Here is a 21,573-nt window from a genome sequence, read left to right on the forward strand (position 1 = left end):
TGTCATGCCCATCCCCCAGAAAAACCTTGTGTGAACTCATGGGGGATTTCATGACAACTGTATCGCGCAAGACAGTGCTCGTTGCGGCGCTCCTGGCGACGGCCGCGTTTCCGGCCGCCGCAGAGCCCGTCTTCAATCGTATCGCAACCTTTCCGGTGGCATCCAACCTGCCACAGGAGAAAGACAAGCTCTCGGCCACTTCGGCGGAAATCATCACGGCTACCGACGACGGCATGACGCTGATCTATAGCGACAGCCCACTCGGAGCGATTGGTTTTGTCGATATCTCAGACGCCAAGGCTCCGAAGGCCGGGGGCGCGCTGATGATGGACGGCGAGCCGACATCCGTGACATCAACCGCCGGAAAGGCGCTCGTTGCCGTCAATACGTCGAAGAGCAAGGCAAAGCCTTCTGGGCGTCTCGCGATCGTCGACGTTGCCACCAAGAAGATCGAGAACGCATGCGACCTTGGGGGGCAGCCGGATTCGATCGCACTCAACAAGGACAAGACGCTCGGCGCGATCGCGATCGAAAACGAGCGTGACGAAGAGGTGAACGACGGCAAGATTCCGCAGATGCCGGCAGGCAACCTTGTCGTGTTCCAGGTCAAGAACGGCGCGGTCGATTGCGGTTCGATCAAGCACGTGATGCTGACTGGACTGGCGGGCATCGCACCCGAAGATCCGGAGCCGGAATTCGTCTCCTTCAACGACCAGAACGAGATCGCCCTGACCCTGCAGGAAAACAACGAGATCGTCATTATCGACGCGGCGACCGCAACGGTAAAGGCGCACTTCCCTGCGGGCAGCGTCGATCTCGCGGGTATCGATACCAAGCGCGACGGCGCGCTGAGGTTCACCGGCGAACTCAAGGGCGTGTTGCGCGAGCCCGACGCCGTGAAGTGGCTGGACAACGACCGTCTGGTCGTTGCGAACGAAGGCGACTATCAAGGCGGCTCGCGCGGCTTCACGATTTTCGACAAGACCGGAAAGGTACTTTACGAATCCGGTGCCTCGTTCGAACGCGCTGTCGCCAATATCGGCCACTATCCGGACAAGCGCTCTTCCGCCAAGGGTGTTGAGCCGGAAGGCTTGGAGGTCGCGACCTTCGGCGGCCAGAAATACATCTTCCTGCTTTCGGAGCGCGCTTCGGTCGTCGGCGTCTACAAGGATACCGGCGCGGAACCGCAACTCGTCCAGATCCTTCCGTCCGGCGTCTCGCCCGAGGGTGGCGTGGCCGTCCCGTCGCGCAATCTGTTTGCCACCGCCAACGAAGTCGATCTCGGCAAGGATGGCGGACCGCGATCCCACGTAATGATCTATCAACTTGCGGAAGGCGAAATGGCCTATCCGCAGATCGTTGCGGCGGAGAAGGAGGGCAATCCGCTCGGCTTTGCAGCACTTTCGGGTCTTGCCGCCGTTCCGGAAAAGCCGGGCCAGCTGTTTGCCGTCAGCGACAGCGTTCTCGGCATGCAGCCGACGATCTACACTATCGACGCCACCAAGAAACCGGCCGTCATCACCGAATCGCTGACCGTCAAGCGCGATGGCCAGCCGGCCCAAAAGCTCGATATCGAGGGTATCGCCGTCGACGAGAAGGGCTGGTTCTGGCTGGCCTCGGAAGGCAACAGCGAGAAGCTTTTGCCGCACGCGCTGTACCACGTAAACCCGAAGGGCGAGATCAAGGAAGAAATCGCTCTGCCGTGCGAACTGACCGCCAACGAAATCCGCTACGGCTTCGAAGGCGTGACGATCATCGGTTCCGGCGACGATGCCACCCTGTGGATGGCTGTTCAGCGCGAATGGAAGGATGACGAGAAGGGTTTCGTAAAGCTCGTCTCGTACAACCCGAAGAGCACGGAGTGGGGCGCCGTCCGCTATCCGCTGGACAAGTCCGAAGCCGGTTGGGTTGGTCTGTCTGAGATTTCCGCTCAGGGCGACGGCGTCTATATCATCGAGCGCGACAACCTCGTCGGTGACGCAGCCAAGCTGAAGAAGCTCTACAAGGTCGCGGTATCGGATCTGAAGCCCGGCAAGCTTGGAGGCGAGTTGCCGCTCGTCAAGAAGACGGAAGCCCACGACTTCCTTCCGGAGCTGAAGACTGCCACCAACGGCTACGTCCTCGACAAGCTGGAAGGTTTCGCCTTCGACGCCTCCGGCAAGGCTTACGCTGTCACGGACAATGATGGCGTGGATGATTCCTCGGGTGAAACTCTGTTCTTCGAGGTCAACCTCGTCGGTACGAACTGAGATTGATTGAGCCAGAAACAGAATGGCCGGGTCTATGCCCGGCCATTTTTCTTGCAATGCCTGCCTTACCAGCGCTGGTGGACGTAAGGGGCGACCAGTCGGTCGTAGATCTCGCGCGTGGCCTCCATCACTTCGTGTGAGAGCGGCGCGAGGCTTGCTGCAGCAGCGTTGGCGCGTGCCTGTTCGGCGTTGCGTGCACCCGGAATGACGACAGTGACCGCATCGCTCATCAGGATCCAGCGCAGCGCGAAGGCCGCCATGGTCGTGCCTGATGGCACGAGCTTGCGCACTTCCTCCACGGCCTGCAGGCCGACCTCGAAGGGAACGCCAGCGAAGGTCTCGCCGACATCGAAAGCCTCGCCGTGGCGGTTGAAATTGCGGTGGTCGTCGCTCGCAAATTTCGTCTCGCGGGTGATCTTCCCTGACAGCAGCCCGCTTGCGAGCGGCACGCGGGCGATGACGGCGATGTTCCTCCGTCGAGCCTCCTGGAAGAACAGGTGATCGGGCCGCTGGCGGAAGATGTTGTAGATGATCTGGATGCTGACGACGCCAGGATATTCGATTGCCTTCAGCGCTTCCTCGACCTTCTCGACACTGACGCCGTATCCCATGATCTTGCCGGCTTTCTGCAATTCGTTCAGGCCTTCGAAGACCTCCTGGCGATAAAGCACTTCGGTCGGGGGGCAATGCAATTGTACGAGATCGAGGCTGTCGACCCTCAGGTTCTTCAGGCTACGATCGATGAAGCCTTCGAGGTTGGCTTTGGTGTAGCCATCGGCGACATGCGGGTTGAGCCGGCGACCTGCCTTTGTCGCAACCATCGGCCGTTCTCCGCCACGGGTCGCAAGAACGTCGGCGATGATCTTTTCCGACCGGCCGTCGCCGTAAACGTCGGCGGTATCGATGAAGGTCATACCGGCATCGAGCGCCGCATTCAACGCATCGCGACCGTCCGCTTCGCTCACATCGCCCCAGGCGCCGCCGATCTGCCATGCGCCGAAGCCGATATTCGTGACGGTATGGGGCAGGTGGCCGAAAGAATGCTGTTTCATGGAAATCCTCCGCGTGATGAAATGCCTCGCCACTAGCAGTCGCCCAGGCAAGGAGCAAGCGCCTGCAGCGGAGATAGGGCGGTGTGTTGCGGTCGTCGCCATTTCTTCCGAGAAGCGACGCAATGGCGTAGCTGAGCGAGTGATTTGCGAGTTGCCTATCGTCGGACGCGCCGAAGTCTCCGACTGGTGATGCGGCGGAGGAAGTTGACATGACAGCACGTGCGATCAAGCAGGTATCGCTTGGATGCCGGGGACGCTTGGCTTACGGTCGGCTCAACTGGCCAGATCATCTTCGAAAGGAAAATCTGATGGAGATCAAACCCTGCGGATCGCGGCCCTCAATGAAGGCGCCGGCGGAATATTTCACGGGAGCGGTACGCCAGGATCCGTTGATGGACGCGCCGAGCCCGGCGCGAGTCAGGGTGGTCAGCGTCACTTTCGAACCGGGCGCGCGAACCGCCTGGCACACGCATCCTCTAGGGCAGACCCTTGTGGTGACGGCCGGAAAGGGTCTCGCGCAGAGCGAAGGCGGCCCTCTTCGTGAAATTCGCGCCGGCGACACGATCTGGTTTGCGCCAGGCGAAAAACACTGGCATGGCGCCGCACCCGATACCGCGATGACGCACATTGCAATTCAGGAAGCACTTGATGGCAGCGCCGCCGACTGGATGGAGCACGTCAGCGACGAGCAATACGCCGGAAAGGCCTGAAGCCGGTCAGAGCCGCTTCAGGCAGTAAGAAAAGTGCGCGTGCGATTCGACCGTCAGGAATTCGAATTGCCAGCCGTGGTCCTTGCAGAACTTGGTGACCGCTTCGACGACGCCATAGACGATTGGCTTCACAGTGTTGCCGGTGCAGAAGTCATGCCCGGCAATTCTTCCCGTTCGCTTGACCTTTTTCTCGCAGAGCAGAAGTTCCTGCCAGGTGAGCTCGAAGGAATGGTCCGTGTCGATGTAGGCCCAATCGAGGAAGTCGTCCTCGAATTCGGCAAGCTTTTCGAGCGAGGTTCCCTGCATCAGGTGCAGTTGCCCGCTCTCGATCTGGTCTTTGAACTGGGTGTGGATTTGATCGAGCCCCGAACTGTAGCGGTCCATGCTCCAGGGGTCGATCAGGTAAAGCTGCGCGGGCCGGTTCTTCTCGAGAATCTCGGCCGTGTATTCTCCGAACGCTGCTCCCACCTCGACGCCAACGCCGCCATTCGGGATCCGGTACAAGAGCTCGCCGCGATCCGGCAGCAGCCGTGCATTTTCCATATGGTGCGCGCTCAACTGCGTGCGCGGCATCCCCGCCCGCTGCGCCTGCCGTTCTTCGCGTGTCTTCATGATGATGTCTCGGATATGGCTTCAGTGTCTTAGGGCTTAGGCCCGCGAAACGACCTTATAGCCATCCCTCAGCAACCTTGGCTAGGCTTTATCGGACGAACAACGTGCGACACCGTTGGCCGCGATGCAAAGTCTAACGATAGATCAGCCAATCCTTGGGTACAGTCGCGACATTGGTCACGCCGTGCACGGAAACGCTGTCTCCGCCCGATGCCTTCGCCATGCCAAGCGCCTGTTCGGCAAAGGCCATCAGGGAATCGGCTGTGCGTGCCTGCTTGGACATGCATATCCCCACGGCCAGCGACAGAACCGCCGCCTGTTTGCCAGTTACCGGGTGTGCAACGGAAATTCCCTTCAAGCGATCGCGAAGCCGGTCGACAAGCCGCATGATCTCGGATTCGTCGGCGGTCCGGAAAACGAAGCCGAAACGGCCGCGGTCGAATCGGCAGGCAACATCCTCCTTGCCGAACACAGCGCGGATCAATTCACCCGTTTTCTTCAGAACAGGCTCGATGAGATTCGGAATGCTCGCGATTGTCTCGTAGTTGTCGATGTCCGCAAACGCGATTCCACACAGGTCCGGCAGGCCTGCCTTCTCATAGATTCTCGCGAGCTCCTTGTTGAATACCCGGCGATTGCCCAATCCGGTCACGGGATCGGTGAATCTTGCGGCGTTCGCGGCGGCCGCCTCCCGCTGCACCTCTTCGAGCTTCTGCGATTTTTCGACAACCTTCGAGGCGAGCATGGCGCTGTGTGCCGCGTGTGCGTGCGTTGCAGAACTCACCGATTGGAGCGAATGGGTGAGGGCACCCTTGTCGCTTAGATCGTTACTGTCGAATATCCGCGCAGCCTGGTTGATGACACTGCCGTAGCGCGAGAGCGCCGACTTCTCCTCGTCGAGCAAGGACAGGATGCTTTGCAGCTCTTGCTGTACTTGGCTCGAGCGTGCTTCAAGCAGACCGGCCTCGAAATGATGCGGCAGATACCGGCGGCCAAGTCGATCCAGGGCCTCCTGCGTCTTTATCGCGCCGAGCGACCTGATCTCGCGAGCGAGATCAGGCGCGTTGCCGGTCATCGCCTCGAATATAAGCTCATAATTCCTTGGCAGGCCCTCGATGCCTAGTTGCTGCAGAATCGTTGCAACGCGAAAGGCGAGATTCGTAGATGTGTTAGGCTGCACCAGATGCTCTCCGACGTGACGCTGCGTTATCGTCAACGAATTGCACCTGGGGCGGTGACCCCGATGCACTTTCGTCGAGGTAGGCAAGATATGCTGTGAATCTCGGCGGCCTTCATCGGGTTTGCCGAGGGCATGAGGCAGGGGTGATAAAGCGCCGCTGACGCATCATGCGTAAGCGGCAAAGCAACTTAGAGGAATGTTATCTACCGAGCTCAATTAAAACGAGGTAAATTAGTGTTTGCGGCCCCAGCTTTGGGCGAGAAACGTGGTGGCACGGCCAAATGCGTAAACCGGACACCGCTGGCAGGCGGGGCGGGCGTCAGGGACAGGTGGTTATTTCCGCGTGGCTCTAAAGGCACGTCTTTAATAATGCTCTGAATTTTCCCGGAGAACTTGGCTCGCTAAAAACAATTCGCGGACTGTCATCGTTTTGTCTCCAAAGCTGCTTGACACTCAAATGCGAACCCCTTAGTTAGCCGCTCATCGAAGCGGCGAAGCTGCTTTGACACGGACGCGAAAGCTTCCGGATCGCTTGAAATGAATGCGGGTGTAGCTCAGTCGGTTAGAGTGCCGGCCTGTCACGCCGGAGGTCGCGGGTTCGAGCCCCGTCACTCGCGCCATTTCAAGAAAGGCGCTGCATAGTGCTTGATCCGGTCTTTTTGTCCATGATGCGCGGGTGTAGCTCAGTCGGTTAGAGTGCCGGCCTGTCACGCCGGAGGTCGCGGGTTCGAGCCCCGTCACTCGCGCCATTCTCCCTCTCTATATTGACGTCTAGGTGGTCGCCGATTTCGCTGTTATCGCTCTGCTGCGACTTTGTCTTTTGCCGTTAGCCATGCAATATCCGACGGGCTGGCATGCAGTCTGAATCAACTTGTGTGGATTTGTCGCGACATCATTGCATCTGCTTGATAATGTCGCGCCTCGACAGTCGAATTGGTGCTCTAAAAGTCTTGCGCCGTGGCCCCGGCTGCGCTAACCACGGCTCTGTTGCAACGCACGTTCGCTTGCCGGGCAATTGCCCAGGTGCGCCGCCTGGCGCAGCCCGCAAGCAGGGAAGAACCTGATGACTGGACTGCTCAGTTCCTATATTCCGATCGCTATCTTCATTGCTATCGCCCTTGTGATCGGCCTGGCGCTTCTGATTGCGCCGTTTGCCGTTGCCTTCAAGGCGCCTGATTCGGAAAAGCTTTCGGCCTTCGAGTGCGGCTTCAACGCATTCGATGACGCTCGCATGAAGTTCGATATCCGCTTCTATCTGGTGTCGATCCTCTTCATCATCTTCGACCTCGAAGTGGCCTTCCTCTTTCCGTGGGCCGTTTCGTTCGGCGCGATCGGCTGGTTCGGCTTCTGGTCCATGATGGTCTTCCTCGGCGTGCTGACCATCGGCTTTATCTATGAATGGAAAAAGGGAGCCCTGGAATGGGAGTAGCCCCAAGCGACAAGGCGCTCGTCGCGCCGCACCCGAAAGGCATCATTGATCCCGCAACGGGCAAGCCGATCGGCAGCGACAGCGCCTTCTTCGGCGAAATCAACGATGAGTTGGCCGACAAGGGCTTCCTCGTTACGTCGACCCGCGATCTGATTACCTGGGCCCGCACCGGCTCGCTGATGTGGATGCAGTTCGGTCTCGCCTGCTGTGCCGTTGAAGGCCTGATGCAGGTCTCCGGTCCGCGTTACGACATGGAGCGCTTCGGCGTTGCTCCGCGCGCCTCGCCGCGCCAGTCCGACGTCATGATCGTTGCCGGCACGCTGACAAACAAGATGGCGCCTGCGCTCCGCAAGGTGTACGACCAGATGCCTGAGCCGCGTTACGTCATTTCGATGGGCTCCTGCGCAAACGGCGGCGGCTACTATCATTATTCATATTCGGTCGTGCGTGGCTGCGACCGTGTCGTTCCTGTCGATATCTACGTGCCGGGCTGTCCCCCCACGGCGGAAGCGCTGCTCTACGGGGTGCTGCTTCTGCAGAAGAAGATCCGTCGAACCGGAACGATTGAGCGCTAAGGGCGGAGGACTGTCATGAGTGAAGCCTTGAGCGAACTGTCCTCGTATCTCCGGGAGATGCGTGGTGATCTCTTTCTCGATGCATCCATCAGCTATGACGAGCTGAACGTAACTGCTACGCCGGAAACGATTCTGGCGCTGCTGACGTTCCTGCGCGACGACGCACGTTGCGGCTTTATTAGCATGATCGATATCTGCGGTGTCGACTGGCCGCAGCGCGAAGAGCGTTTCGATGTCGTTTATCACCTACTGTCGCCGAAGCAGAACCTGCGCATCCGCATCAAGGTTGCTGTGGCTGACGGCGAGTCCGTGCCGTCGGCAACCGCGGTTTACAAGGGTGCCGAGTGGTTCGAGCGTGAAGCCTGGGACATGTACGGCATTCCGTTCTCCGGCCATGCCGACCTGCGCCGTCTTCTCACCGATTACGGCTTTGAAGGCCATCCGCTGCGCAAGGACTTCCCGACGACTGGCTACGTCGAAGTGCGTTATGACGATGCCGCCAAGCGCGTCGTCTACGAACCCGTCGAGCTGAAGCAGGAATTCCGCAATTTCGACTTCATGTCCCCTTGGGAAGGCACCGAATATGTGCTGCCGGGAGACGAGAAGGCGGCGAAGTAAAGATGAGGCTCGGATTTCTTGAAGCCTCTTTATTTGCCGTCTCATGCCAATTGCAAGCGCGGAGCGCGTCGCTATGACTGAACATAACGTTCGCAATTTTACGATCAATTTCGGACCGGAACACCCGTCCGCGCACGGTGTTCTGCGTCTCGTGCTCGAACTCGATGGCGAAATCATCGAGCGCGTCGATCCGCACATCGGCCTGCTGCACCGCGGCACCGAGAAGCTGATCGAGACGAAGACCTACCTGCAGGCCGTCCCTTATTTCGACCGTCTCGACTACGTCGCGCCGATGAATCAGGAACACGCTTTCGCGCTCGCTGTCGAAAAGATGCTGAAGCTCGAAATTCCGATTCGCGGTCAGCTGATTCGAGTTCTGTACTCCGAAATTGGCCGAATCTTGTCTCACATCATGAACGTGACGACCCAGGCCATGGACGTCGGCGCGATGACGCCGCCGGTCTGGGGCTTCGAAGAGCGCGAAAAGCTGATGGTGTTCTATGAGCGCGCCTGCGGCGCCCGTATGCACTCGGCCTATTTCCGTCCGGGCGGCGTCCATCAGGATCTCCCGCCGGAGCTGGTCGAGGATATCGGCAAGTGGTGCGATCCGTTCCTGAAGATCCTCGACGATATCGAAGGCCTGCTCACGGACAACCGCATCTTCAAGCAGCGTAACGTCGATATTGGCGTCGTGTCGCTGGCGGATGCCTGGTCATGGGGCTTCTCGGGCGTGATGGTTCGCGGTTCCGGCGCCGCTTGGGACCTGCGCCGCTCGCAACCTTACGAATGCTATTCCGATCTCGAATTCGACATTCCGATCGGGAAGAACGGCGACTGCTACGACCGCTACCTGATCCGCATGATCGAGATGCGCCAGTCGGTTCGCATCATGAAGCAGTGCGTCGAGCGCCTGATGGGCAGCGCCAAGACCGGCCCTGTTTCGTCGATCGACGGTAAGGTCGTGCCGCCGAAGCGCGGCGAGATGAAGCGTTCGATGGAAGCGCTCATCCACCACTTCAAGCTCTACACCGAAGGCTATCACGTGCCGGCCGGCGAAGTGTACGCGGCCGTCGAAGCGCCGAAGGGCGAATTCGGCGTGTACGTCGTCGCCGATGGCAGCAACAAGCCGTACCGCTGCAAGATCCGTGCACCGGGTTACGCCCACCTGCAGGCGATGGACTTCCTCTGCAAGGGTCACATGCTCGCTGACGTGACGGCCGTGCTCGGCTCGCTCGACATCGTGTTCGGCGAGGTGGACCGCTGATGAAGCTGCTGCCGCTTGCCACCATCGCTCTTTTCACTGCCTCCGGAGCTTTCGCCCAGGAGGTTGGGGGAATGGGTCCAAAGCTGGGCCAGAGCGAGGTGCAGCCGCCTGCAGCAAAAGCCTCCATGGGCGAGCTTTTGTCCAAGGGCTATGAAATCAAGGCTGCCGTTCCGAACGGCGGCAAGTTCGTTGTGTTTTTGCAAAAAGACCAGTCGGCCTACGCTTGCGAGATGAAGTCTCTGACGGCATCGCAGTGTGGGACCCTAAACTGACAAGGCGTGAGGAAGAATGTCCGTTCGTCGATTAGCCGAAGATCAATTCCAGCCTGCCGCGTTCGCCTTCAATGACGAGAACGCGGTTTGGGCGGAAAAGACGATCAAGAAATATCCCGCAGGCCGTCAGCAATCCGCGGTCATCCCGCTGTTGATGCGGGCGCAGGAACAGGATGGTTGGGTCACCCGCGCCGCGATCGAAAAGGTCGCCGACATGCTCGACATGGCCTATATCCGCGTTCTCGAAGTTGCGACTTTCTACACGCAGTTCCAGCTGAACCCGGTCGGCACGCGCGCCCACATCCAGGTGTGCGGCACGACGCCTTGCATGCTGCGCGGTTCGGAAAGCCTGATGGCCGTTTGCAAGAGCAAGATCCATCATCACCCCTTCGAACGTAACGCTGAAGGCACGCTCTCTTGGGAAGAAGTCGAATGTCTCGGGGCCTGCGTTAACGCGCCCATGGTGATGATCGGCAAGGATACCTACGAGGACCTGACGCCGGAACGTCTCGAAGAGATCATTGATACCTTCGAAGCCGGCAATGGCGCCAGCATCACGCCCGGCCCGCAGATTGATCGTCACTTCTCCTCCCCCGAGGGTGGTCCGACGACGCTCGTAGCCGACGAGCCGAAGGCCAAGAGGGTTTCCGCCAAGAAGGCTGTCGAGGATGCCGCGACGGCAACCGTTGACGCAGCCCCGGTTCCCCCGTCTGAGGCCGCACGTGCAAAGAGCACCGACGCCGAGACCAATGCTGCGCTGAAGACGCCGGCCACCGCGCCGAAGGCGGCCGCGAAGAACGTCAAGGCTGTCGAAGAGCAGCCGGCGCCGGCGACGGCCGCACAGGCCGCTGCTACTGGCAAGCCCTCCCTCAGCGACAAGAACCGCCCGGCGGGCATCGAGAAGCCCGCGACGCCTGACGATCTGAAGATGATCTCCGGCGTCGGCCCGAAGATCGAGGCGACACTGCATGAGATCGGCATCTTCACCTTCGCGCAGGTCGCGGGCTGGAAGAAGGCTGAGCGCGAATGGGTCGACGGATACCTGAATTTCAAGGGCCGCATCGAGCGCGACGACTGGGTCAAGCAGGCCAAGGCGCTCGCCAAGGGCGGCGAAGCCGAATACATTAAAGTCTTCGGTAAGAAGCCGCGGTAAGGGGTGAAGCATGTTACAAGATAAAGACCGCATCTTTACCAACATCTACGGCCTCAAGGATAAGTCTCTGAAGGGCGCGATGAGCCGCGGCCACTGGGACGGCACCAAGCAGATCCTCGAAAAGGGTCGCGATTGGATCATCAACGAGATGAAGGCTTCGGGTCTTCGCGGCCGTGGCGGCGCAGGCTTCCCGACCGGGCTCAAGTGGTCCTTCATGCCGAAGGAAAGCGATGGTCGTCCGCACTACCTCGTCGTCAATGCCGACGAGTCCGAGCCCGGAACCTGCAAAGACCGCGACATCATGCGCCACGATCCGCATACGCTGATCGAAGGCTGCGTTATCGCGAGTTTCGCTATGGGTGCGAACGCTGCCTACATCTACGTTCGCGGCGAATACATCCGCGAGCGTGAAGCGCTGCAGGCGGCAATCGACGAGTGCTATGACTACGGCCTGCTCGGCAAGAACAACAAGCTGGGCTGGGACATGGACATCTTCGTCCATCACGGTGCTGGCGCCTACATCTGCGGCGAAGAAACCGCGCTGCTCGAAAGCCTGGAAGGCAAGAAGGGTCAGCCGCGCCTGAAGCCGCCGTTCCCGGCAAACATGGGTCTCTACGGTTGCCCGACGACGGTCAACAACGTCGAGTCGATCGCCGTTGCTCCGACCATCCTGCGTCGTGGCGCTGGCTGGTTTTCGTCGATCGGTCGCCCGAACAACGTCGGCACCAAGCTGTTCATGCTTTCCGGCCACGTCAACAAGCCGTGCACGGTCGAAGAAGAAATGGGCATCACGTTCCGTGAGCTGGTCGATCGCCATGCCGGCGGCATCCGCGGCGGTTGGGATAACCTGCTCGCGGTTATTCCGGGCGGCGCATCGTGCCCGATCGTTCCGGCCAAGGACATCATCGACTGCCCGATGGATTTCGACGGCCTGCGCGCTGTCGGCTCGTCCTTCGGTACCGCGGCTGCGATCGTCATGGACAAGTCCACCGACGTCATCAAGGCTATCGCCCGCATCTCGGCCTTCTTCAAGCACGAGAGCTGCGGCCAGTGCACGCCGTGCCGCGAAGGCACCGGCTGGATGTGGCGCGTGATGGAGCGCATGGCCAAGGGCAATGCCCAGAAGCGCGAAATCGACATGCTGTTCCAGGTCACCAAGCAGATCGAGGGCCATACCATCTGTGCGCTCGGCGATGCGGCCGCATGGCCGGTGCAGGGTCTGATCCGCAACTTCCGTCATGAGATCGAAGCGCGCATCGACCAGTATACCGCAAGCGCACTGGATCACGGTGCGGTTCTCGAGGCGGCAGAGTAAGCTGATGACGAAGGCGTCCGACAGCATAGGCAAGGAAGGAGCGGCTGATTTCTCGGCCGACTTCGGCCGTCTTGCTGCCGAGATGCTGGAGAACGCCCGCGCGCTTCCGGTGCCGCCTGTGATGGTCAACCCGGCTGCGGCAATGGCGGCGGCCACGGCGATCGGCTTCGGCTTTTCGACGCAGATGGCGGGCGCTTTTTTCGGCGCGCTGCAGGGGGCGCTCGATGCAACGAGCAAGCTTGCAGCAGTTCTCCACGAAACGCCGCCCGACGAAGGTAAGCCGCAGGTCGAGATCCGGCCGGAGAACGTTCGTCCGGCGCCTGCCAGGAAAGCTGCAGAGAAGGTCAAGCTGTCTGTCGTTCCAGCAGAGCCGGTCGCAAAGCCCGCGGCCAAGCCCGCTTCGCGCGCTCGCAGGGCTGACGATCTGAAGCAGATTTCCGGCATCGGTCCGAAGATCGAGCAGGTGTTGAATAGCAAGGGTATTCGCTCCTTTGCCGTCATCGCCGGCTGGTCGGACGAGGACGCGGCGCGGATCGACGCAGAGCTTGGGTTTGATGGGCGGATCGCTCGTGATGGTTGGGTGGGCCAAGCCAAGGCCCTGGTCGCCAAGGGGCGAAAGCGGAAGTGAATTTTCGGCCGAATAGGCCGGAGCAAGGTCAAGGCTGAAGAGTGAAAGGGCAGGGGCCCGACACTATTGAGGCCCGAGGCTGATCCCGGGTCTCGGGATTGGCGGAGAATTTGAGCGACACCGATGCCAACGGGATAAGAATCCGGCCTGGCAGCGAAACTGTTGCAAAGTGGGTTTGTTTGCCGCCATCCGGCAAACGGAAAACAGGACTGAGTGACGATGGCAAAACTGAAGATTGACGGCAACGAGATCGAGGTTCCGGATCATTACACCCTCATTCAGGCGTGTGAGGAAGCCGGTGCTGAAGTTCCGCGCTTCTGCTTCCATGAGCGCCTTTCGGTTGCCGGCAACTGCCGCATGTGCCTCGTTGAGGTAAAGGGTGGTCCGCCGAAGCCGCAGGCATCTTGCGCCATGGGCGTGCGCGATATCCGCGGCGGCCCGAATGGCGAACTTCCTGAGGTCTTCACCAACACGCCGATGGTCAAAAAGGCCCGCGAAGGCGTGATGGAGTTCCTGCTGATCAACCATCCGCTCGATTGCCCGATCTGCGACCAGGGCGGCGAATGCGACCTGCAGGACCAGGCAATGGCCTTCGGTATCGACAGCTCGCGCTATCAGGAAGACAAGCGCGCCGTCGAAGACAAGTACATCGGACCGCTCGTCAAGACGGTCATGAACCGCTGCATTCACTGCACGCGCTGCGTTCGCTTCACGACCGAAGTTGCCGGCATCTCCGAACTCGGCCTGATCGGTCGCGGCGAGGACGCCGAAATCACCACCTATCTCGAGCAGGCGATGACCTCCGAGCTGCAGGGCAACGTCGTTGACCTCTGCCCGGTCGGTGCGCTGACCTCCAAGCCCTTCGCCTTCACGGCCCGTCCGTGGGAGCTGAACAAGACCGAATCGATCGACGTCATGGACGCCCTCGGTTCTGCGATCCGCGTCGATACGCGTGGCCGTGAAGTCATGCGCGTGCTGCCGCGCGTCAACGACCAGATCAATGAAGAGTGGATCTCCGACAAGAGCCGCTACATCTGGGACGGCCTGAAGACGCAGCGTATCGACCGCCCATACGTTCGCAAGGATGGCCGCCTGCAGCCTGCGACTTGGGGCGAAGCCTTTGGCGCGATCAAGGCCGCCGTTGCCGCAACCAGCGGTGAGAAGGTCGGCGCGATTGCCGGCGACCTCGCATCCGTCGAAGAAATGTACGCACTGTCGGAACTCGTGAAGTCGCTCGGTTCCGAGAACCTCGACTGTCGCCAGGATGGGACGGCACTTGATCCGTCGCTCGGCCGCGCAAGCTACATCTTCAATCCGACGATCGAAGGCATCGAACAGGCCGACGCGCTGCTGATCATCGGCGCGAACCCGCGCTTCGAAGCCGCCGTTCTCAACGCTCGCATTCGCAAGCGCTGGCGTCGCGGCAACTTCCCGATCGGCGTGATCGGTGAAGCTGGCGAACTACGCTACGACTATGAATATCTCGGCGCTGGCCCGGATACGCTGAAGGACCTCGCCGACGGCAACCACGCTTTCGCGAAGGTTCTGACGGATGCCAAGAAGCCGATGATCCTCACCGGCCAGGGCGCACTGTCGCGCACCGATGGTGCTGGCGTTCTCGCAACTGCCGCAAAGCTTGCCGGCACGGTGGGCGCGGTCGTCGAAGGCTGGAACGGCTTTGCCGTGCTCCACACCGCGGCATCGCGCGTCGGCGGCCTCGATCTCGGCTTCGTTCCGGGCGCAAAGGGCGTCAACGCTGCAGAAATGCTGTCGTCGATGGACGTTCTCTTCCTGCTTGGCGCCGATGAGCTTGATTTCACGGCCAAGAAGGCAAAGCTGACTGTTTACATCGGCTCGCACGGCGACAACGGCGCCCACAATGCCGACGTCATCCTGCCAGCCGCTGCCTACACCGAAAAGTCCGGCATTTGGGTCAACACCGAGGGTCGCGTCCAGATGGGCAATCGCGCTGGCTTCGCACCGGGCGACGCCCGCGAAGACTGGGCGATCCTGCGTGCGCTTTCCGACGTGCTCGGCAAGAAGCTTCCGTTTGATTCGCTTAGCGAACTGCGCGCAAGGCTCTATGCGGCCTTCCCGCATTTCGCAGCGCTTGACGAGATCGCCGAAAGCGACAGCGCCAAAATTGCCGCAGTAGCGAAAAAAGCCGGCAAGATGAACAAATCCGGGTTTGCGTCGCCGGTCAAAGACTTCTATTTGACGAACCCGATCGCGCGCGCTTCGGCAGTGATGGCCGAGTGCTCGGCATTGGCCCGCAACAACTTCAAAGTCGCGGCAGAGTAAGGGCAGGGGACTATGGATTCGTTTGTTTCAACTTATGTCTTGCCCGGCCTTCTCATGGTCGGTCAGTCGCTTCTTCTCCTCGTCTGCCTGCTCGTCTTCATCGCCTACATCCTGTTGGCCGACCGCAAGGTCTGGGCAGCAGTACAGCTCCGTCGTGGTCCGAATGTGGTGGGTCCGTGGGGCCTTTTCCAGTCCTTCGCGGATCTTTTGAAGTTCGTCTTCAAGGAGCCGGTGATCCCGGCTGGCGCCAACAAGGCAGTCTTCCTGCTGGCGCCGCTCGTGACCGTGCTGCTGGCTCTGTCCACCTGGGCCGTCGTGCCGCTGGCGGATGGCTGGGTCATCGCCAACATCAACGTCGGTATCCTCTACATCTTCGCGATTTCATCGCTTGAAGTGTACGGCATCATCATGGGCGGTTGGGCCTCCAACTCGAAGTACCCGTTCCTTGGCGCACTCCGCTCCGCGGCACAGATGGTTTCCTACGAAGTCTCCATCGGCTTCGTTATCGTCACCGTTCTGCTCTGCGTAGGTTCGCTGAACCTGACGGATATCGTCCATGCACAGCAGACCGGCCTCGGCACGCGCCTGGGTCTCCCGGCGTCGTTCCTCGACTGGCATTGGCTGGCGCTGTTCCCGATGTTCATCGTCTTCTTCATTTCCGCGCTTGCCGAAACGAACCGCCCACCTTTCGATCTTCCGGAAGCGGAATCGGAACTCGTCGCCGGCTTCATGGTCGAATACGGTTCCTCGCTCTACATGATGTTCATGCTCGGCGAATATGCGGCCATCGTTCTGATGTGCTCGTTGACGACGATCCTGTTCCTCGGGGGCTGGCTGCCGCCAGTCGACGTATGGTTCCTGAACTGGGTCCCTGGTGTCATCTGGTTTACGCTGAAGTCGTGCCTGGTGTTCTTCATGTTTGCGATGGTGAAGGCATTTGTCCCGCGCTATCGCTACGACCAACTGATGCGCCTCGGCTGGAAGGTCTTCCTTCCGCTGTCGCTTGCCATGGTCGTTATCGTTGCATTCGTGCTGAAGCTGACGGGTTGGGCATGATCGTGCCGGCCCTCGTTTCAAGCAATATTGGAGGTTGAAGATGGCAGGCTTGTCCAACGCGGTCAGCTCGCTGTTCCTGAAGGAATTCGTCAGTGCGTTCTGGCTGACCTTCCGGTACATTTTTAAGCAGAAGGCAACGATCAATTACCCCTTCGAGAAGGGACCGGTCAGCCCGCGCTTCCGCGGCGAACACGCACTGCGTCGTTATCCGAACGGCGAAGAGCGCTGCATCGCCTGCAAGCTCTGCGAGGCGATCTGTCCTGCCCAGGCGATTACCATCGAAGCCGGCCCCCGCCGCAACGATGGCACGCGCCGCACGGTTCGTTACGACATCGACATGGTGAAGTGCATCTACTGCGGCTTCTGCCAGGAGGCATGCCCTGTCGATGCGATCGTCGAAGGTCCGAATTTCGAATTTGCAACGGAAACCCGCGAAGAACTTTACTTCGACAAGGCGCGGCTTCTGGAGAACGGCGACCGGTGGGAGCGCGAAATCGCGCGCAACATCGCACTGGACGCGCCGTACCGTTGATCGGAATTGAAATGCCGGAGTGCCGCCCCTTGCGCGGCTTCCGGTCAACATGCACCGAGGCTTTGCTGGATCTTTCCGCGCGAAGCTTCATCGGGCAGGGAAACTCCCGGCTGCCCGGGGGAAGATGAAAAAGGCACCAACATGGGTCTGCAGGCTCTATTTTTCTATCTTTTCGCCTTTGTCGCGGTAGCGTCGGCGTTCATGGTCATCTGGTCGAAGAATCCGGTTCATTCGGTTCTCTTCCTGATCCTGGTTTTCTTCAATGCGGCCGGCCTCTTCCTGCTGCTGGGCGCCGAATTCCTGGCGATGATCCTGCTCGTCGTTTATGTCGGCGCCGTGGCCGTTCTCTTCCTCTTCGTGGTCATGATGCTCGACATCGACTTCACGGAGTTGCGCGCCGGCGTTCTCGAATATGCGCCGATCGGTGCGATCATCGGCCTGATCCTCGCGGCTGAGCTGATCGTCGTTGTGGGTGGTAGCGTAATCTCGCCGGAAATCGCCAAGTCGGTGGCAATGCCGATCCCGGCGCTGACAGAGCGCACCAACACCGCCGCACTCGGCGACGTGCTCTATACGAATTACGTCTACTTCTTCCAGATCGCTGGTCTGGTGCTGCTCGTCGCAATGATCGGTGCGATCGTGCTGACGCTCAAGCATCGCCAGAACATCAAGCGACAGAATATCGCCAATCAGGTTGCCCGCAATCCTAAGACCGCCGTCGAGGTGGTCAAGGTGAAGCCGGGACAGGGCGTTTGAAGCAGGCGCGAGCTTAAGGAACAAATACAATGGTCATCGGACTTTCCCATTACCTGACGGTCAGCGCCATCCTCTTCACGCTCGGCGTCTTCGGTATCTTCCTGAACCGGAAGAACATCATCGTTATCCTGATGTCGATCGAGCTCATTCTGCTTGCGGTCAACATCAACATGGTCGCCTTCTCGTCGTTCCTGAACGACATCGTCGGCCAGGTTTTCGCATTGTTCATTCTGACCGTTGCTGCGGCTGAAGCGGCTATCGGTCTTGCAATTCTCGTCGTCTTCTACCGCAACCGCGGCTCGATCGGCGTTGAAGACGTCAATATGATGAAGGGCTGATAAGGCTATGTTTTTATATAAGGCTATCGTCTTTCTTCCCCTGATTGGCGCGATCATCGCAGGCCTCTTCGGCCGCGCGATCGGCGCCAAGGCATCGGAATACGTTACCTGCGGCCTGATGATCATCGCTGCGGTGCTGTCGTGGTATGTCTTCATGACCATCGGCATGGGCCACCACGAAGGCGGCCCGATCAAGGTCGAAGTGCTGCGCTGGATCCAGTCCGGCGGCATCGACGTATCCTGGTCGCTACGCGTCGATACGCTCACCTCCGTCATGCTGATCGTCGTCAACACGGTCTCGACCCTGGTGCACGTCTATTCGATCGGATACATGCATCATGATCCGCATCGTCCGCGTTTCTTCGCCTATCTCTCGCTCTTCACCTTCGCCATGCTGATGCTGGTGACGGCCGACAATCTGGCCCAGATGTTCTTCGGCTGGGAAGGCGTTGGTCTGGCGTCCTATCTGCTCATCGGCTTCTGGTTCAAGAAGCCGTCGGCAAACGCCGCTGCGATCAAGGCGTTCGTGGTCAACCGCGTCGGCGACTTTGGCTTCATCCTCGGCATTGCGAGCCTGTTCGTGCTCTTCGGCGCGATCAACCTCGACACCATCTTTGCGAACGCTGCGAGCTTTGCCCCGGGCGAAGCCGGCGGTGAGGGCGGAGAGGTCGTTCTCAACCTCTTCGGCATGCACCTCGACAAGGCACACGCACTGACCGGCGCCTGCCTGCTGCTCTTCATGGGCGCGATGGGTAAGTCGGCACAGTTCCTGCTGCACACCTGGCTGCCGGATGCCATGGAAGGCCCGACACCGGTGTCGGCACTCATCCATGCTGCAACGATGGTTACCGCAGGCGTCTTCCTCGTCGCCCGCATGTCGCCGCTGTTTGAGCTTTCGCCGGATGCGCTCGTCTTCGTAACGACGATCGGTGCGATCACGGCCTTCTTCGCAGCAACCGTTGGCCTCGTGCAGAACGACATCAAGCGTGTCATCGCTTACTCGACCTGCTCGCAGCTCGGCTACATGTTCGTTGCTCTCGGCGTCGGTGCTTATGGCGCGGCCATCTTCCACCTGTTCACGCACGCCTTCTTCAAGGCTCTGCTGTTCCTTGGCGCCGGCTCGGTGATCCACGCCGTCGATGGCGAGCAGGACATGCGTTACATGGGTGGCCTGCGGAAGCACATTCCGGTGACCTTCTGGATGATGACGATCGGCACGCTGGCACTGACCGGCGTCGGCATTCCGTTCACGCCGTTTGGTTTTGCCGGCTTCTTCTCGAAGGACGTCATCATTGAAGCCGCTTACGCGTCGCATTCACCGGTCGCAGGTTTCGCCTTCACGCTTCTGGTCATCGCTGCGCTGTTCACGAGCTTCTATTCCTGGCGTCTGGCGTTCCTGACCTTCTTTGGTCAGCCGCGCGCCTCGCACGAAGTAATGCACCACGTGCATGAATCTCCCCAGGTCATGCTCGTGCCGCTCTATATTCTTGCCGCTGGCGCGGTTCTCGCAGGCGTTCTCTTCGAGGGTCGCTTCTACGGCGAGGAATATGCCGAGTTCTGGAAGGGCGCGCTCTTCACCTCCGAGCACAACGAACTGCTGGAAGAATTCCATCACGTTCCGGCCTGGGTTGGCCTCAGCCCGTTCATCGCCATGCTCGTTGGCTTCGTCACCGCCTGGTACATGTACATCAAGTCGCCATCGACGCCGCGCGTTCTCGCTCAGCAGCACCGCGTCCTGTACCAGTTCCTCTTGAACAAGTGGTACTTCGACGAACTCTACGACTTCCTCTTCGTCCGCAGCGCCAAGGCCCTTGGCCGCTTCCTGTGGAAGAAGGGTGATGTCGGCGTCATCGACGCCTACGGCCCGGATGGCGTCGCCGCGCGCGTCGTCGATGTTACCAACCGCGTCGTCCGTCTGCAGACGGGCTACCTCTATCACTATGCGTTCGCCATGCTGATCGGTGTCGCAGCGCTCGTTACCTGGATGATGCTCGGGAGTTCCTTCTGATGACCGATTGGCCTATTCTTTCAACGGTCACCTTCCTGCCGCTCGTCGGCGTGGTGCTCCTGCTGCTGATGAATGAAAACGGTCCGAGTGGCCGCCGCAACGTGCTCAACATTTCGCTGATCACGACGGTCGTGACTTTTGTCCTTTCGCTCCTCATCTGGATCGGCTTCGACAATGCGAACCCCGGTTTCCAGATGGTCGAGAAGCACAACTGGCTCGGCACCGGCATCAGCTATCATCTCGGCGTTGACGGGATCTCGATGCTTTTCGTGATCCTGACGACCTTCCTCATGCCTTTCTGCGTGCTGGCGAGCTGGCTGTCGATCGAGAAGCGCCTCAAGGACTACATGATCGCCTTCCTGATCCTGGAAGTGATGATGGTCGGCGTCTTCGTTTCGCTCGATATCGTTCTCTTCTACGTGTTCTTCGAAGCCGGCCTAATCCCGATGTTCCTCATCATTGGCGTTTGGGGCGGCAAGGATCGCGTCTACGCCAGCTACAAGTTCTTCCTCTACACGCTGCTCGGCTCCGTTCTGATGCTGCTCGCCATCATGGCGATGTACTGGCAGGCCGGCACGACGGATATTCCGGCGCTGCTCGCCTATAAGTTCCCGCCGCAGATGCAGACTTGGCTCTGGCTTGCCTTCTTCGCGTCTTTCGCGGTGAAGATGCCGATGTGGCCTGTTCACACGTGGCTTCCGGACGCGCACGTTCAGGCGCCGACGGCCGGCTCGGTCATTCTGGCAGGCGTGCTTCTGAAGCTCGGTGGCTACGGCCTGATCCGCTTCTCGCTCGGGATGTTCCCGGTTGCCTCCGAGTTCTTCGCACCGCTCGTCTTCGCTTTGTCGGTCATTGCCATCATCTACACCTCGCTGGTGGCGCTGATGCAGGACGACATGAAGAAGCTGATTGCCTATTCGTCGGTCGCCCACATGGGTTACGTGACAATGGGTATCTTTGCGGCCAACGCGCAGGGTTTGCAGGGCTCGATCTTCCAGATGCTGTCGCACGGCATCGTCTCCGGCGCTCTCTTCCTTTGCGTCGGTGTGATTTACGACCGAACCCATACCCGCGAGATTGCGGCCTATGGCGGCCTGGTCAACAACATGCCGAAATACGCTGTTGCGATGATGGTCTTCACGATGGCGAACGTCGGCCTGCCGGGCACCTCGGGCTTCGTCGGCGAATTCCTGACCCTGATCGGCGTCTTCCGCGTCAACACCTGGGTCGCACTCTTCGCCGCGACGGGCGTTATCCTCTCCGCCGCCTATGCGCTCTGGCTCTATCGCCGGGTCATCTTCGGCGCGCTGGAGAAGGAAAAGCTCAAAGCGCTGCTCGACCTCTCTCGGCGTGAACAGCTGATCCTCTATCCGCTGATCGCACTGACCATCTTCTTCGGCGTCTATCCGGCTCCGGTCTTCGATGTGACCGCTGCATCGGTTGACCAGCTGATCCATAGCTATACAGCCGCAGTCCAGGCAGCGCAGGACGTTGCGCTGTCGATGAAATGATGACGGGACTTTTG

Annotated in this window: 20 protein-coding genes and 2 tRNA genes; 19 read left to right on the forward strand and 3 right to left on the reverse strand. The window is 59.9% G+C overall.

Annotated elements, in window-relative coordinates:
* Positions 1-50: 50 nt before the first annotated feature.
* Positions 51-2,249 (forward strand): esterase-like activity of phytase family protein, encoded by a 2,199-nt coding sequence (locus IB244_RS16610; protein ID WP_246734429.1) that lies wholly within the window; start codon positions 51-53, stop codon positions 2,247-2,249.
* Between the two features lie 65 nt (positions 2,250-2,314).
* On the opposite strand, the gene IB244_RS16615 is transcribed toward IB244_RS16610, so the two are convergent.
* Positions 2,315-3,301 (reverse strand): aldo/keto reductase, encoded by a 987-nt coding sequence (locus IB244_RS16615; RefSeq protein ID WP_018857063.1) that lies wholly within the window; start codon positions 3,299-3,301, stop codon positions 2,315-2,317.
* A gap of 308 nt (positions 3,302-3,609) precedes the next feature.
* Between IB244_RS16615 and IB244_RS16620 the strand changes: the two genes are divergently transcribed.
* Entirely contained in the window at positions 3,610-4,011 is a 402-nt protein-coding gene (locus IB244_RS16620; protein WP_026371768.1) for a cupin domain-containing protein, read from the forward strand.
* Positions 4,012-4,017: 6 nt separating this feature from the next.
* On the opposite strand, the gene IB244_RS16625 is transcribed toward IB244_RS16620, so the two are convergent.
* Both IB244_RS16625 and IB244_RS16630 read right to left on the reverse strand, forming a co-directional pair.
* On the reverse strand, positions 4,018-4,623 hold the full coding sequence (locus IB244_RS16625) for a class I SAM-dependent methyltransferase (RefSeq protein WP_018857061.1): 606 nt from the start codon (positions 4,621-4,623) through the stop codon (positions 4,018-4,020).
* A gap of 133 nt (positions 4,624-4,756) precedes the next feature.
* Positions 4,757-5,803, reverse strand: coding sequence for a GGDEF domain-containing protein (locus tag IB244_RS16630; RefSeq protein ID WP_018857060.1), 1,047 nt, complete (start codon positions 5,801-5,803; stop codon positions 4,757-4,759).
* 543 nt (positions 5,804-6,346) lie between these two features.
* On the opposite strand from IB244_RS16630, the gene IB244_RS16635 reads away from it, so the two are divergent.
* The 17 genes from IB244_RS16635 (at position 6,347) to IB244_RS16715 (ending at position 21,559) form a co-directional block, all read left to right on the forward strand.
* Positions 6,347-6,423 (forward strand) — tRNA-Asp (locus IB244_RS16635).
* 52 nt (positions 6,424-6,475) lie between these two features.
* Positions 6,476-6,552: transfer RNA gene (locus tag IB244_RS16640), tRNA-Asp, on the forward strand.
* A gap of 314 nt (positions 6,553-6,866) precedes the next feature.
* Positions 6,867-7,232 carry an NADH-quinone oxidoreductase subunit A gene (locus IB244_RS16645; protein WP_018857059.1) on the forward strand — a complete coding sequence of 122 codons (366 nt, stop codon included), beginning with the start codon at positions 6,867-6,869 and terminating at the stop codon, positions 7,230-7,232.
* Positions 7,223-7,807 carry a NuoB/complex I 20 kDa subunit family protein gene (locus IB244_RS16650; RefSeq protein WP_018857058.1) on the forward strand — a complete coding sequence of 195 codons (585 nt, stop codon included), beginning with the start codon at positions 7,223-7,225 and terminating at the stop codon, positions 7,805-7,807. Before IB244_RS16645 ends, IB244_RS16650 begins: the two co-directional genes overlap by 10 nt.
* A 15-nt stretch (positions 7,808-7,822) precedes the next feature.
* Positions 7,823-8,425: an NADH-quinone oxidoreductase subunit C gene (locus IB244_RS16655; RefSeq protein ID WP_192304839.1), complete on the forward strand. Its 603-nt coding sequence runs from the start codon at positions 7,823-7,825 to the stop codon at positions 8,423-8,425.
* 73 nt (positions 8,426-8,498) lie between these two features.
* The gene (locus IB244_RS16660) at positions 8,499-9,689 is read left to right on the forward strand and encodes an NADH-quinone oxidoreductase subunit D (RefSeq protein WP_025659947.1); all 1,191 of its coding nucleotides are present in this window, start codon (positions 8,499-8,501) and stop codon (positions 9,687-9,689) included.
* Entirely contained in the window at positions 9,689-9,961 is a 273-nt protein-coding gene (locus tag IB244_RS16665) for a hypothetical protein (RefSeq protein ID WP_025659948.1), read from the forward strand. The genes IB244_RS16660 and IB244_RS16665 overlap by 1 nt, the downstream gene beginning before the upstream one ends.
* 16 nt (positions 9,962-9,977) lie before the next feature.
* Positions 9,978-11,114, forward strand: coding sequence for an NADH-quinone oxidoreductase subunit E (locus IB244_RS16670; protein ID WP_018857054.1), 1,137 nt, complete (start codon positions 9,978-9,980; stop codon positions 11,112-11,114).
* A 10-nt stretch (positions 11,115-11,124) separates the two neighbouring features.
* On the forward strand, positions 11,125-12,429 hold the full coding sequence (gene nuoF / locus IB244_RS16675; protein ID WP_018857053.1) for an NADH-quinone oxidoreductase subunit NuoF: 1,305 nt from the start codon (positions 11,125-11,127) through the stop codon (positions 12,427-12,429).
* 4 nt (positions 12,430-12,433) lie between these two features.
* Positions 12,434-13,057 carry a 5' DNA nuclease gene (locus IB244_RS16680; RefSeq protein ID WP_169681802.1) on the forward strand — a complete coding sequence of 208 codons (624 nt, stop codon included), beginning with the start codon at positions 12,434-12,436 and terminating at the stop codon, positions 13,055-13,057.
* A 219-nt stretch (positions 13,058-13,276) separates the two neighbouring features.
* Positions 13,277-15,358: an NADH-quinone oxidoreductase subunit NuoG gene (gene nuoG / locus IB244_RS16685; RefSeq protein WP_018857051.1), complete on the forward strand. Its 2,082-nt coding sequence runs from the start codon at positions 13,277-13,279 to the stop codon at positions 15,356-15,358.
* Positions 15,359-15,370: 12 nt separating this feature from the next.
* Positions 15,371-16,414, forward strand: coding sequence for an NADH-quinone oxidoreductase subunit NuoH (nuoH, locus tag IB244_RS16690; RefSeq protein WP_018857050.1), 1,044 nt, complete (start codon positions 15,371-15,373; stop codon positions 16,412-16,414).
* Positions 16,415-16,454: 40 nt separating this feature from the next.
* The gene (nuoI, locus tag IB244_RS16695; protein ID WP_007789671.1) at positions 16,455-16,946 is read left to right on the forward strand and encodes an NADH-quinone oxidoreductase subunit NuoI; all 492 of its coding nucleotides are present in this window, start codon (positions 16,455-16,457) and stop codon (positions 16,944-16,946) included.
* Positions 16,947-17,087: 141 nt separating this feature from the next.
* On the forward strand, positions 17,088-17,702 hold the full coding sequence (locus IB244_RS16700) for an NADH-quinone oxidoreductase subunit J (protein ID WP_018857049.1): 615 nt from the start codon (positions 17,088-17,090) through the stop codon (positions 17,700-17,702).
* Positions 17,703-17,731: 29 nt separating this feature from the next.
* Entirely contained in the window at positions 17,732-18,040 is a 309-nt protein-coding gene (gene nuoK / locus IB244_RS16705) for an NADH-quinone oxidoreductase subunit NuoK (protein WP_007531803.1), read from the forward strand.
* A gap of 7 nt (positions 18,041-18,047) precedes the next feature.
* Positions 18,048-20,048: an NADH-quinone oxidoreductase subunit L gene (gene nuoL, locus IB244_RS16710; RefSeq protein ID WP_018857048.1), complete on the forward strand. Its 2,001-nt coding sequence runs from the start codon at positions 18,048-18,050 to the stop codon at positions 20,046-20,048.
* Positions 20,048-21,559, forward strand: coding sequence for an NADH-quinone oxidoreductase subunit M (locus IB244_RS16715; protein ID WP_018857047.1), 1,512 nt, complete (start codon positions 20,048-20,050; stop codon positions 21,557-21,559). Before nuoL ends, IB244_RS16715 begins: the two co-directional genes overlap by 1 nt.
* Positions 21,560-21,573: the final 14 nt, after the last annotated feature.

Source organism: Rhizobium sp. RHZ02 (assembly GCF_014851575.1).
Classification (GTDB): domain Bacteria; phylum Pseudomonadota; class Alphaproteobacteria; order Rhizobiales; family Rhizobiaceae; genus Rhizobium; species Rhizobium altiplani.